This is a genomic window from Streptomyces sp. CB00316 (genome assembly GCF_001905595.1).
Lineage (GTDB): Bacteria > Actinomycetota > Actinomycetes > Streptomycetales > Streptomycetaceae > Streptomyces.
Genome location: NZ_LIXI01000015.1, coordinates 150347 through 163885, shown reverse-complemented (window position 1 = coordinate 163885; position 13539 = coordinate 150347). Strand labels below are relative to the sequence as shown.

Annotated in this window: 10 protein-coding genes; 5 read left to right on the top strand and 5 right to left on the bottom strand. The window is 69.0% G+C overall.

Annotated features, from left to right (window positions below; all coding sequences use genetic code 11):
• Positions 1-30: 30 nt before the first annotated feature.
• Entirely contained in the window at positions 31-1242 is a 1212-nt protein-coding gene (locus AMK21_RS35625; RefSeq protein WP_234422104.1) for a DciA family protein, read from the bottom strand.
• 236 nt (positions 1243-1478) lie between these two features.
• Here AMK21_RS35625 and AMK21_RS36455 point away from each other — a divergent pair, with 236 nt between their 5' ends.
• From AMK21_RS36455 to AMK21_RS35620, 3 genes are all read left to right on the top strand, one after another.
• Positions 1479-4379, top strand: coding sequence for a hypothetical protein (locus AMK21_RS36455; RefSeq protein ID WP_234422103.1), 2901 nt, complete (start codon positions 1479-1481; stop codon positions 4377-4379).
• Complete coding sequence (locus AMK21_RS31760) at positions 4376-8347, top strand: hypothetical protein (RefSeq protein WP_073882605.1); 3972 nt, start codon at positions 4376-4378, stop codon at positions 8345-8347. Before AMK21_RS36455 ends, AMK21_RS31760 begins: the two co-directional genes overlap by 4 nt.
• Before the next feature lie 366 nt (positions 8348-8713).
• Positions 8714-8884, top strand: coding sequence for a hypothetical protein (locus AMK21_RS35620; RefSeq protein WP_199863320.1), 171 nt, complete (start codon positions 8714-8716; stop codon positions 8882-8884).
• Positions 8885-8916: 32 nt separating this feature from the next.
• On the opposite strand, the gene AMK21_RS35615 is transcribed toward AMK21_RS35620, so the two are convergent.
• From AMK21_RS35615 to AMK21_RS31750, 4 genes are all read right to left on the bottom strand, one after another.
• Positions 8917-9129, bottom strand: coding sequence for a hypothetical protein (locus AMK21_RS35615; protein WP_199863324.1), 213 nt, complete (start codon positions 9127-9129; stop codon positions 8917-8919).
• The gene (locus AMK21_RS37240; protein WP_420712534.1) at positions 9092-9322 is read right to left on the bottom strand and encodes an NUDIX hydrolase; all 231 of its coding nucleotides are present in this window, start codon (positions 9320-9322) and stop codon (positions 9092-9094) included. Before AMK21_RS37240 ends, AMK21_RS35615 begins: the two co-directional genes overlap by 38 nt.
• A 132-nt stretch (positions 9323-9454) precedes the next feature.
• Positions 9455-9775 carry a hypothetical protein gene (locus AMK21_RS34970; RefSeq protein ID WP_143194898.1) on the bottom strand — a complete coding sequence of 107 codons (321 nt, stop codon included), beginning with the start codon at positions 9773-9775 and terminating at the stop codon, positions 9455-9457.
• A gap of 24 nt (positions 9776-9799) precedes the next feature.
• Complete coding sequence (locus AMK21_RS31750; RefSeq protein WP_199863319.1) at positions 9800-10687, bottom strand: hypothetical protein; 888 nt, start codon at positions 10685-10687, stop codon at positions 9800-9802.
• Between the two features lie 495 nt (positions 10688-11182).
• On the opposite strand from AMK21_RS31750, the gene AMK21_RS31740 reads away from it, so the two are divergent.
• On the top strand, positions 11183-12337 hold the full coding sequence (locus AMK21_RS31740; protein WP_073882603.1) for a hypothetical protein: 1155 nt from the start codon (positions 11183-11185) through the stop codon (positions 12335-12337).
• 421 nt (positions 12338-12758) lie between these two features.
• Positions 12759-13490, top strand: coding sequence for an AfsR/SARP family transcriptional regulator (locus tag AMK21_RS31735; RefSeq protein WP_073882602.1), 732 nt, complete (start codon positions 12759-12761; stop codon positions 13488-13490).
• Positions 13491-13539 lie beyond the last annotated feature (49 nt).

The following is a 13539-nucleotide window of genomic DNA, read 5'->3' as shown; positions in this document are numbered from 1 at the left end:
TAGCGGTGCCCACGCCGTCACGAGCCCGGCTCATGCCACCTCACCGGCCGTCTGCCGGGGGCGAGGTGCCGAAAGGACCGCCCCAGCGCGTTCGGCGCGGGCCCGACGCAGCGCGTCGGCCTCGGTCATCGCGGCCTGGCGGCGACGCTGGACGCGGGCCTGGTCGATCGGGGCGGGCGCATCGTTCGGCACCACGGGCGGCTCGGGGAACGCGCGGCTGGGACAGCGCCCGCGTCGCCTGGTTCTGCCGCTCCACCGCCTGCTCGATGCCCGGGTCGACCCGGGACGGCACCGCGGCCTGGCGGTGCGCCTCGATCGCACGGCGGTAGCCCTCCGGCGGAGTCCGCCGCTGCACCGGCGCGACGGGCGCGGTCGGCCGCGGGGCCACTTCGGCGGCTGCCGTAGCGGGGCCGGCGTCACGGGTGCGGGCGTCAGGACGTGCAGGGCGCGGACGTTCGCGCCGGACACCCGCTCGTTGGCCTCCGCGACCAGCTTCGGCGCGCTCCAGCGCAGCTGCGTACCACAGGCCGGGACGTCGGGGACGACGTCCAGGCGGCCGGTCCCCGCGTCGAAGGCCACGGCCTGGACCCGCCCGGCGAGCTCGGGCACGACCGCCGCGAGGATGGTGTCGAAGCTCGCGAGGACGCTCCCGCCGGCGGCCGGGGCGACCATGCCGCGCTCGGTCATCATCCGGTTGATCGCACTGCCCAGCCCGAGCGGCTCGCGCCCGTCGCGCCGTACGACGGTGGTGGGGGTCCGAGTAGGAACGGACCAGGAAACCGGTGTTGCTGTCAGACGTTTTGACAGGGCGGAGACGACATTGCCCGGAACGCTTCGGGGTCCCGGGCAATATGCGTCGTCCCCTCCGGTGAGGTCGTGATCACCCGTGGCGCGGACCAGAACGCCGCGTTCACCGAGTGGCTCAAGCAAAGTCAGCTCGCCGTCGTCCACCGCTGCGGCCTCAGCTTCCGCGAGGGCCCGGTACGACGAGGCGACCGACGGAGACTTTCCCGCGTCCTTCCCGACCTTGATGGTCAGCTTCTTGGCGATCTCAGGGACGGGGACGCCCTTGTCCTTGAGCGCGACGGCGAAGGTGAGCATGTCGTCGTCAATGACCTTCGGGCGTCCGCCATGGTTGCCCTTGGACGCGGCAATGACCTGGCCTTCGAGGGTCTTCTCCCGGATGTAGTTGCGCTCGATCTGGCCGGCGACGCCGAGCACGGCGAAGAACATGGCGCCCATGCCGTTGGGGTCGTCCCAGCCGAGCGGGGCGGATCCTCCGTACGCGCGACCGCCTGATGGGCCACTTCGCCGCCCTCACGTCCACGCTCACCCGGAGCGAGGACGTCGAACCACCTGCTCCGCCCGTCGCTGCAGCGCATGCACCGTGCCGTGCACGTTGATGGTTCGATGACGCCCCACTCCTAGCCTTGAAGCATCGTGCTGTGTGCGGCGTGTCGAGTTGAGGAGATCGGGCGATGACCGGTCACGAAGACATCGAGCAGGAATTTCCGCAGGCCGACCTTCCCGTCGCCGTGGGGCTGAGTGCCTCCGGCTACGCGACGATCGAGGACCTGGACGCGGCTGCCGCGATCGACCTGGATATGGACAACACCATCGTCGCGTTGTTGCGTCGTGAGGACATGGTCGTCCTCGAGTTCCGCTTCAACGGTTTGCTGCGGACCGGCTCGGGCTCGGAGCAGCGTCTGAAGACCAAGACCGCCACCACGCCCGGCACGATCTTCGTCCGTATGCCCCCGCAGGCGATGCTGGAGGAGGCCACCCCGTCCGGCAGCCCATCCGCCGCGGTCAAACAGGTGTGGCTGTCCGGCCCGAGTGAGTTGTCGTTCCGGGTGGCCCCGGGAGCGACGGTCCCGCTCACTGCCGCGGGCCTGCTCGGCTGGGCCGGGCTGGCGCCCTCCGGGGCGCGCCTCGAGTGTATCTGGGGGCTCGTCCTCACGCCGGAGACGATGAACGGGGTGACATGGCTGCACGCCGCGGAGCCGGTGAGCGGGCCCGCGGGGGCGACCGGGATCTGGCACACGCGCCTCGCCCAGGAGCCGAGCCCGTCCGACCCGGCCCGGGCCCCGTCCCGGCTGCCGGTGCCCGTCAAGCCGGCGGAGATCGTGGCCTCCGACGAAGGCTTCACGAGCTCGCTGTCGCCGGCGCAGAGACGCGACGTCGGCGCCGCGATGAGGCGGCGTCCCGCGCTGGCGAAGGACCTCACGTTCAGTGCCCTCGGCGCGCGGGTCGACCTCACGGGCAACTGGCAGGGCCTGCCCAGTGTCGGCGTCACCGGCTACCGTCACCAGTCCGTCGGCGGCCGTGACTCCGTGGTGAAGGTGGTGCAGCGCGGCTATCTGCTGCCCTTCGGCTTCCCGGTGCAGATCGACACACAGACCGAACGACGGCTGGACCAGGGGCTGGTGCGGTCGAGTGTCCTGACGGTCCTGCTGCCGGAGCTCACGTACGACGGGGTCGCCCCGCTTCCCCATCAGGGCCGTGCCTTCCCCTTCACCAAGGTGCGGCTGAACGATCCCCATGCCGTCGACGTCACCGCGACCGGCGACACGCTCACGGACGTCGGGTTTTGGGTGCAGGGACCGGGGGGCACCGACGGGCGACTGCGGTTCAACCTGACCGCCGAGGACCGGCGCGGGCACGTGGTCTCCTTCACGGCACCACTCGTCTTCGTCAAGGGTGACAAGGCGCACGGCGACCTGTCTCAGGCGTTGACCGCCTTCAACGCGCAGGCGAAGAACATGGAGCTTCCCGCCACGGGTCGGCTGGAGCTGGCACCGGCGACCGGCTCAGCCCCGGAGTCGACCACGGTTGACGTGGCGGCGTTGCGCATCGGAGCGGAGCCTTCGAGTGCCTCGCAGACCGCACTGGAGGAGGCCGGGCGGCTTGCCGCGCACCCCACCCTGCTGGCGGTGGGGGCGCGGATTCCCGCTCTGGCCGGTCTCGTCGCACGCGACGCGACCTCCCGTGCCGACAGCCTCGGATCGGCCGCCCGCACGCTGGAGCTGGACAAGCAGTACGTCGCGCAGGGCCTGGCGGCCGCCAGACAGGTCTATGCCCGGCTGCAGACGCCGGTACCCCTCGCACCCCCCGTGACCGAATCCGGTGGGGTCGCCAAACTCGACCTGCCGGTCTCGGGCCTGTCGAGCGCCACGGGCCTGGTGGGCGGGGACCTGGAGAAGTTCAAGGGCGGCACCTTCGCCCCGAGCAGCTACTTCACTCCGCCGCCGCAGCCGACGGCGGTCCCGACGCGGCTCCTGGGCTTCATCGACCTGACCAGGCTGGTGCCCGACGTCAGCATCCCCCCGGCGGGCGCAGGCGACGGTGAGGACGTTCCCCGGATGCTGACCAAGGTGCGGAGGCAGCAGGGGAAGCCACCCGACGCAGTGGAGACCACACTCACCTGGCACCCCAAGCTGAGGACGGGCACGTTCGGCCCGCTCGTGTCGACGGCCGAGACGGCGTTGGACATGCGCCGCACCACGGTCATGAGCATCGGCGGAGGTGAACCCCGGACGGAGGTACGCGGCGAGCTCCGCTCCTTCAGCCTGTCGTTCGCCAACATCCTCGACGTCCGGTTCCAGCGTGTCTCGTTCACAAGCAGGCCCGGGGCCTCGCCCTCCCTCGACGTCAAAGTCGGGGCCGTGGGGTTCAGCGGGGACCTGGAGTTCCTCAACCGGTTGCGCCAGTACCTGCCGTCGGTCGCGAACGGACCGCGGATCAACGTCGACACCGGCGGGATAGACGTCGGCTACAGCCTCGGCCTCCCCACTGTCGGCATGGGTGTGTTCATGCTGCAGAACCTCGCCCTGTCGGCCTCGGTCCGACTGCCGTTCAACGGGGACCCGGTACGAGCGACCTTCGCGGTGTCCTCGCGGCAGCAGCCGTTCCTCGTCACCGTCTCGCTCTTCGGCGGTGGCGGCTTCCTGTCGCTCACCGTCGAGACCGGCAAGGTGGTCGCCCTGGAGGGCCAAGTGGAGTTCGGTGCCGCAGCCGCCCTGAACCTCGGTGTCGCCAGTGGCGCGGTGAGCATCACCGCTGGCGTCTACATCGAGCTCAGGAACGACGCCTCCCGGATCAGGGGCTTCCTCCGGGCCTTCGGGGAACTCGACATCCTCGGCATCGTCAACATCTCCGTCGAGTTCTACCTCGCCCTTGAATTCCGCTCACCCAAGACGCTCTACGGCTGGGCTTCGGTGACCGTCCGGGTCCGCGTCGCGTTCTTCTCCGAGTCGGTGACGATGAAGCTGGAGCGTACCTTCGCGGGCGGTGACGACCCGACGTACGCCCAGGCCTTCCCCACGGCACAACCCTGGCAGGAGAGGTGCGCTGCCTTCGCCACAATGGAGGACGCATGAACAGAGAGACAGTGGTGTGGACGTTGCTGCCGGACCCCTCGGCGGCGCAGGTGGCCGACGGACTCGCACACCTTTCACTCGTGTTCGGCCTACAGCTGTCCAGCGACGAGACGGGCACAGGCCTGCTGCCCCTGTCCCGCTTCCCCCTTGTACATAAGTGGCCGCAGTTCCCGTTCAAACTGAGCGTCAGGTTCCGCACACCGGACGGCTCCTCGACCTCACAGGCCACGATCGAGGCCGTCCCGGATCCGACGCTCTGGTCGAAGCTCTTCGCCACTACCCAGGTCAAGCCGTGCGTGTTCGACCACAGCGTGGCGACCGACCCACTGCAGTCCTATCCCCTCCACCTTGTTGCGGACTCTCTGCGCGAGGAGTACGGACGGCTGTTCGCCGACGCCGAAGGCCACCTGGCTGATCCGTCCAGCGACGAGCAGCCCGGGGGCCACCAGGACGGGTGGGCGGCGGTCGATCGTCTCGTACGCCTCGTCGGTGGGACCGACGGGCACCGGGCTGCCGACGCGTACACCACGCTGACACAGCAGGGCGTGGTGGCCGACGACTTCGGTCTGGATCCGTACGGATGGACGCGCGTGGCCGACTTCCATGAGCCGTTCGCCCATCCACAGGCCGACGGGGAACAGGCCGACGCGGAACAGGCTGCTGGAGAAGCGCAGGCCGCGGGCGCACTGCAACTGCCGGACACGGACTTCCACGGTCTGCTCGCGGCGCTCGCCGACCATCCCGGGCTGATGGAACGGCTTGGCCTGGTACGCCGGGTGACAGTCCCGCTGCCCGCGTCGCTGAACGGCGCCGTCAGCATCCAGGCCGTGCCGCTGGACCACCCTTTCGTCCGGGTCGACCAGCCCTTCACGCAGTGCGTCGTGCGGCAGGGCCGACTTGTCCTGGGGCGCCGCAATGGCACGGCCGGCGCCCTGCTCCTCCCTCTCGACGACACGGCGAAGTACACCGTCCACGACGTCGACGTCGACTCCGCTGCCCTCGCCTTCCAGTCGTACGCCGACATGCTTGCCGGGCTCCCCAGGGACGGGGAAGTCCCGGAGTTGCGGGCACCCGCCCTGCGCTCCGACGGCATCTTCGTCGCCGAGGCGGACCGGCAGGTCACCTTCCGCGAGAATTTGAAACAGGCCTCGGCCCTGGACACGGACCTCCAGACGGCGCAGAAGCCCGGCGACGCCATCACGCTGCACGCGGACAACGTGCAGCAGGGCTACCGGGTCGACGTCTTCGACGTGGAGTCCGGCCGCTGGTACCCCTTGTGCCGGCGGACCGGCCACTACACCGTCAGAGGACACACGGGCCCCCTGCCGATCGACGACGAGGGCACGGTCGCCGACGCCCTGCATCGAGGGGAGGACCGCCAGGGACGCCCCGTCAACCGGCTGCACCAGTCCTTGATCCGCTGGGGCGGCTGGAGCTCGGTGGTCGAACTCCCCGGCAAGATGCTGAACCCCGGCCAGCAGCTCCAGGATCCGGGCCCCGCACTCAACCCTTCCCTCCCCTTCTCGTCGGTCGTCGAGCCCGCCGACGGCACACTGCCGTCCCTGCGGTACGGCCGCTCCTACCGCTTCCGCGCCCGGCTGGTTGACCTGGCGGGCCGCAGCCTCCCCTTCAAGGCCCAGCCGACCGCCGGCGAGCCGGCGACACCTCCGCTGCGCTATTCGCGCTACGAACCGGTTCCCGCACCCGTCCTCGTACCCCGACGCCCCGTCACCCCGGGTGAGTCACTGACCGTGCTGGTCGTGCGGACCGACAACGCGAACGCGGTCGCCCCGGCACCCGGCCCGACGTGTGACCGCCATCTGCTGGCTCCGAAGGCCGCCGTACAGATGCTTGAGCGCCACGGGGTACTGGACGTGACCGGGCAGAACAGACTGAACCCGGCGGTGCACGACCTGCTCAGTCGCCTGGACGGCGGGGCGGTCCAGGGCCAGGCCGACCCGGGCGCCGGGGGCACCCCCTACGTGGACTCGGACAGGATGGCCCTGCCCTGGCCCCCCGACCCCCTGTGTAGGGGAGTCGTGCTGCACGATCTGCCGGGGATGCCCGAGCTCCTCGCGGCCTGGCCCCAAGGCGGCGGATGGCACGAGCGGCTCCCGCTGCGGCTCGTACTCGTGCCGGGTGGGATGAGCGGTACCCCGCCGGTTCCGGTCGTTGATCTCGCGGCCCGGACGATCCGGGTGACGCTGGGTCCGGGAGCGAACCTGACGACACTGCTCAGCAGCATGCTGAGCCCCGGCGACGAGGACCTGCTCGGGCTGTGGCAGTGGTTCACCGAGTTCCAGGATCAGCCGTCCGATGTGCTCGACGAGACGCGCGCCAGGGCCGCCACCGGTCAGCTCGCACAGCTGACGCCCTCGGCGGAACTCCGGCTGATCCACGCGGTCCGCTGCCCCGTCACCGGGCCGGTCCTCGGGCGGGCGAAGGTCGAACGTGCCCCCGGAGAGACCGCGTACGTCCTGGACGACCAAGCGGTGACCATCCACGAGCCGACGACGTTGTCCGTACACGCCGAAGCCACCTGGACCGAGTACGTCGACGACGTGACGCAGAACAAGCCGAGCCAGTCGCGCGGACGGGCGATCCTCCACCAGGGCGAGGAGGGAGTCCGTTCCGATGGCGAGCACCGTCCGGCGGTCGTCGGGGAGAGCGACGGGTCGGCGACGGCCGTCACCGCGACGGTACCGTTCCGGGCCCGCCATGACGTGGGCGACACACGGCACCGTGCCGTGCGCTTCACCCCCGTCGGCACCTCGCGCTTCGTCTCCTACTTCACGCAGCGGCGCAAGGTACGGCTCACCGGTACGGGGCCCGTGGCGGTGGCGAGCTCCTTCGTCCCGGGCACGGTCGTCGTACGCGCCGCCGTCGACCCGCTCACGACCGCCCGTACCCCGGCCGATCCGGGCCCGACGTACACCTTCGAACGCGACTTCACCGTAGATGACGTCGGAGGCAAAGTCTCACGCACCAGCGGAAGCGGGATCCCCGACGGGGCCACCGTCGAGGTCTCGTACACCGAGCCACCGGTGACGCGGGCGGGCGCGGCCGTCACACTGCACGTGCCCTCGGCCGACCGGCCTCCGGCGCCCGCCGTCCACTCGGTGGTGCCCGCATTCCAGTGGGAAAGCGGCACGAGCGGGGGGGCGAGGACCAGCACGCGCCTGGACGGATGTGTCCGGGTCTACCTGCAAAGGCCCTGGCACGCTTCGGGAGAAGGAGAGATGCTGGCCGTGCGCGTTCTCGGGCCGAACGAACAACCCGGCTCCGGATCCGAGAAGTGGGCCACCATGTGGGGGCGTGACCCCATCCGGCAGCCGGGATCCGCGCCGGTGATCGGCTACCCACGCCCCGCCGACCTGCTTGGTGCCGTCGACGAAACGGTGCTCCCGGGCCACGCGATGGGCTACCCCGTGAAGTACGACGAGGGACGGCAACTGTGGTACGCCGACCTGCGGTTCCAGGCCCAGAACGTCTACCAGCCGTTCGTGCGGCTCAGGGTCGCACGGCTGCAACAGCACGCGCTGCGCACCCCGCAGGACCTGCGGCTCTCTGCTGGGGTGGACGCCGGGTTCGTCCAGATTCCCGCCCGTCGGCAGGCATCGGTGAGCGTCGTCGACAGGACGGCGACCGTGACGGTAACCGGCCCCGTGCCACCGCCCGGCCAGGGAAACATCACGACCAGGATGACCGCCGGGGTGCAGCATCGAGGCGTGTCGTCCATCGACGATCCCGCTCAGTGGGTAACGGTGGGAAGCTCCTCGGCCGCCATGGTCACCCTGCCCCAGACGGGAGTGACGGGCCCCTTCGCCAGCTGGACCGGGACGCTGAACCTGCCGGTAGCCCCGCCGGCCCGGCCTCTGCGCCTGCTCGTACAGGAGGTCGAGGACATCCGGAGCGGTGACCGGGGAGTGATCCAGCGGGTGTCGTACCTGGACACGTTCACGCTGTGACCGATGCCGTCGAATGGAGCTTCTGGTGTTGGAGCTCATGGGGTTCGCGCTGTTCGCCACGGCCAGGCCCAGGTTGTTGTGGCCGTGGAAGATGACCGGCACGGCCAAAAGCGGCAAGCGCCGTGCCGGCCTTGGCCGAGGCCGGACACGCCCGCACCCTGCTGACCGGTGCCCCCGGCGACGAAATGCCGTTCTGGGCGCTGGCCTGGGGCCCGGCCGCGTCGGTGTACTCCCGCACCGCCCAGGTCCACGAGACCCTAGGAGACCACCGGGCCGCCGCCGAGCAGTACGCGCTGGCCGCCACGGGCCCGTCCCGCGGACACCTACGCGCGGATCGTCGCCCTGGACCTGGTCGCGGGCGCGGAGATGCACCTCAAACGCGGCAGCATCGAGCAGGCGTGCGTCACCTGGCACCGGGCCATCGACCACATGGACGGCGTCCGCTCCGTCCGCACCTGTAAGGCGGTCTCCCGTATGCGCGGTGACCTCGCACGCTTCCGGGCCCGTGGCCTGCGGTGCGTGGCCGATCTCGACTAACGCGGACGCGGCTTCCTCGCCGGCGCCTGACCTCAGCGGCACCCGGTGAAGCGGTGAACGACCGGTTTCAGGTGGTCCGCGTGCGGGCCCGTCAGAGCGGCCAGTCCGTCCGGGGATCGCACCAGGGCGATGTCGTCGAGTTCGGGTTCACGGCCCTGTGCACGCTCGGCTCCCGCGGCAGCGGCGAAGGCGGCGCGCAATGCCGCCTCAGGAAGTGCAGGGGCAAGGTAGGTCAGGTTCGACACTGCCGTTCTCGCCGCGGGTGACGACCCACAACCTCAGATCCTTGGCAGCCGCGCTGCTCCCCAACTCCTCGGCAAGCTCTCGCGCGGCCTGACCGGCCAGTGCCGATTCGTCCAGCACCGCCCCGTCCTGGGGAGGCTCCACAGACCCGCCCGGCAGCTGCCAGCGGCCCGGGGCAGCCGTAGAGGGCGACATCCTCGCTGCCAGCGCACGGCCGTCGCCGGTCGGCTGAACGACGTTCACGAATACGTGCATCTACGGGCGCACGGCCGACTGCCGGTCGTCGCTCACCGCTGGTGAGCGGGGGCCCGGCCGCATCGGCGGGGTTCAGCACATGTTGCCCGTTGCCACCCACACGGCGGAGGCGACGCCCGAGTAGTAGGAGTACTGGCACTCCTCCCTCTGCATTTCCCACCCGTCGTCGCAGAGCGAGTACCTATTGCAGCACGGGACGAAGAGGCACTCGTTCATGCATTCCTCACCGCACTTCTTCTCACACCGCGCAGGGTTTGACTCGTCCCTGCAGGAGATGCGGCACATGGTCTCGCACTCCCACGGGCAGTAGGCCTCGGCCCAGCCGCTGGGGTAATCCTTTCCGCCTCCGCAGTCCGGCAGGTTGTCGCGGAATCCTGGCACTTTCGCCTTCACGGACTTCTCCTTCCGAAACGGGCTTCAGCCCTGGTCGTAGTAACGCATGTACCCGCCCGTGCGGTAGAGGAATTGGAAGGTGGCGTCGACCGGAACGAAGTACTTCTCCACGTCGTCCGTGGTGCGGCTGGAGAAGGTGAAGATGACGTTCATGATCCGACGGCGGCCACTGACCCTGGAAGGCCGGACGTCTATCGATGTCAACGAATAGTCTTCCATCGATCGTTCGAAGGCTTTCCGATAAATTGTTGAATAGCGCCCCATGAGGAAGTTCAAGCACCGGTCCTCGTCCGTGGCACCCACATTTCCCGAAACCCTCATGACCGACCTCAGCAGGTCCTCGGAGGACCGGTCGAACTGCTCGACATCCATGGATGCGGGCCGTTCGATGGCGGACAGCAGATCGGACACGTCGGCGGAGTAGATCTGGTCGACGCTCACCACGGGCAGGGCCAGCCCGGGGCACAGGCCAGGCGGCGCGTCTCCTCCGCGCACACCGATGACCACGTCGATCGCCGTCGCCTGGTGGGCGGGGCGTACGGCTTCGGCCAGGAGGCCGATGTCCGACGGGTCGCGCGGTAGCAGGACGTAGGTGTCCACCCCCTGGATGGTGAGCACGTAGCAGAGCTGCCGCGCCAGGTAGCGGTTCTCCGGACGGTTGAGGACTTCGCTGAGTGCTTCACGGTCCGTCATCCGTGTGGTGTCGGTACGGCTCATGCTCTGAGCGAGTTCTTGCTCGACGCCTGGGTTAGGGAAGCGGAAGTCGACCTGGCCCATCACGTAGACGAACGAGGGCGCTCCGCGCGGGTGCACATCCGCCGCGCCGCGTTCCGCCCCGCAGTGGCACTGTCCTGCGGTCGGCGAACCCGGCGACCGGTCCTTGGTGTCTGCCCTGATGTCCTCGGAACCCATGGGTTGCTCCTTCACTCCGATATGCCGAGAGCGCTCGGTCTCACCCTTTGGCCTCGCCTCGACCCGACAGGGTCATCCACTGGTTCAACCTGCGGGCACGGGACTCACAGCCGCCGCAGGGCATGACACCGAGCGTCCGGGTCGCATGCTTCACCACGTCTCCGAGTCCGATCTCGTCGTCGACGAAGCCGGGGAGCCGCACCCGGTGGGCGGGCCGGCGGCCCTTGCTCTCGTCTTGCCGTCCCGCCTGGTGTCGTGGCCTGTTCACGGCTCACCATCCCCTTCCGGGAATCGGCCGCCAGGATTCGCGGGAACCTGGGCGCCTTCACCGGAGAGTGCCCAGCCCTCGGTTCCATCGTCCTCTTCAGCCGGCTATCCCGCACGTCTGAACGGGGCCTCTGTGACGGCGAGATGACGCCCGGATGACACCTGGTGCGTAGCGTCGAATAGGGGATTTCCTACCGTTTGACGGGGATTCGAGAGGGAGAGTGCATCATGACGAGCCAGGACAACGAGAGCAGGGACTACCTGACTCCCGACGAGGGCGGGCCGCAGGGGCACGGCACCTCCGGAGAGGCCGCGGGGATCACCTTCGAGCCGTCCGCCGACAGCCTGTCGCAGCAGGCGCCGGAGGACGCCGGCGTGGCGTCGGGCGTAAAGGAGACGAGGGAGGCCGTCGCCGACTTGATACGGGAGCGGACCGTCGGGGCCGGCGGTCCGTTCTCTGCCCAGAGCCTCTCCGGCGCGGGCAACGTCCAGGGCGTCTCCATCGGGCCGGCCGAGCGGGACAGCGAGGGCGAGCCTGGCCAGCAGGTGCTGCACGTGTACGTCGCGGAGCCGATGACCGTGGCCGAGGTACGTACCGTACTGGTGGACTCGATGGGCGTGCGGGACGCACGCGAGACGCCGCTCCGAGTGATCCACAGCGGGATCATCGACGCGTTCGCGCACCGTTTCCGGGACCGGCCCGCACCGGGCGGGATATCCGTGCACCACTACCAGGACATCGCCGCGGGAACCCTGGGTTGCCTCGCTTTCGGCCGCAGCGGACCCGCCGCGAACAAGGTGCTCTGCCTGAGCAACAACCACGTACTGGCCCGGGTGAACAACTCCACGATCGGGGACGGCATCATCCAGCCGGGCAAGTACGACGGCGGCAGCTTTCCGAACGACCAGGTCGGCATCCTGGAGAAGTTCGGCGTGATCAATACGTCCGGCAAGCCGAACTACGTCGATGCAGCCCTCGGGTGGTGCTTCCCGGATCGTGTACGCCGGGAGCTGGTCTACCTGTCCGGCGGCGTACCGCAGTACTTCCGGATCAACAACGTGACCCGCGCCGCCTCCTTCGGCCTGCCGGTCGGCAAGACCGGCCGCACCACCCAGCTGACGTACGGGGCCGTCGAATCCACATCGTGGAGCGGCCAGATCAATTACGGGGGCCAACTGGCCTTCTTCGACCGTCAGATCTCGATCCGCAACCCCGCCTACCAGTTCAGCGACCGGGGCGACTCCGGTTCGGTCATCTGGACCAGCGACCAGAACCGCAACCCCGTGGGCCTGCTCTTCGCGGGTTCGGTGGCATCAGGGCACACCTTCGCCAATCCGATCGACTGGGTCATGACCGCGATGGACATCCACCTGCTCACGTGACGGGTGCCCCGGCCGTGCAGGGTAGTCGGCAGTCGGACGCGTTGCGGGGTAGTGCACGGCCGGTGGTCGGCCTGCACGGGAATAGGGGAAAGCCCGGTGAACGGGGCTGTCCGGACACCGCCGACCAGCCCACTCCGCCCAGGGCCTGAGCCGGGTCCGTCTGGACAAGGGAAACCGACGCGGGGTGCTGAACCTCGAGTCAGGGCAAATGCACTTGTCGTTTCAAGGGTATGGGCGATGCATCGGACCTGTTCCTCGATTTGTTCCGGCAGCAGTTGCGTCCGTAATGAGGGACAGAGAGAATTCTTCTGGTACAACGGTGCCGATGCAACCGGTCCGTGAGGAGATTGAGCACACGTGCGGAAAGATTCCTGGTGCATCTCCACCCAGTGCTTCGGCATGAGGGCTTGCGAGAAGGCAGATGAGTAACCCCGCCACCCGTCCTCGCCTGCGACTGCTCGGTCGTTTCGGCCTCGAGCTTTCCAGCGAGGAAGTTGAATTGTGCTTGAATGCACAACGACTTGTTGCTTTTCTGTACCTACGAGGTCGATCGAGTCGCACGGTTGCTGCCGGCACGCTATGGCCGGAGGTTGCGGAGGAGCGCGCGCGGGGCAGCCTGCGGACAACATTGTGGCGCTTTCCGCGCGGAGATCTGGCGGTCATCGACTGCAGCGGAGAGTGTCTGTCCCTCTGTTGTGCGGTGAGCGTCGACGTGAGGAAGCTGGAGGAAACTGCGCTTCACGTGGTGAATTCCGGCGGAGTCCTTGACCCGCCGCCGCTCGAGCTGCTTACCCGAGGAGACCTGCTGCCTGGGTGGGACGAGGAGTGGGTCCTGTTCGAGCGGGAGCGGATTCGCCAGCTACGACTGCACGCGTTGGACACGCTGGCCGAGGGACTCGCGCGCCAGGGCCGGCATGCCCTCGCCCTCGAGGCGGCACTCGCCAGCGTGCGGATCGAGCCGCTGCGAGAGAGCGCGCACCGCGCAGTAATATCGGCGCACCTCGCTGAGAACAACGTTGGTGAGGCCATACGCCACTACCGGATGTTTGTTCGGCTCCTTCGGGACCAACTCAGCGTGGAGCCCTCCCCGGAGTTCATCGCAGCGTGTTCTCACCATCGGACGGGCAGTTCAGCTACTCAGCATGGCAGCTGACTGCCCGTCGGGAGATGCCCTCGACGGCCCTGTTCTCGTATAGCTACGG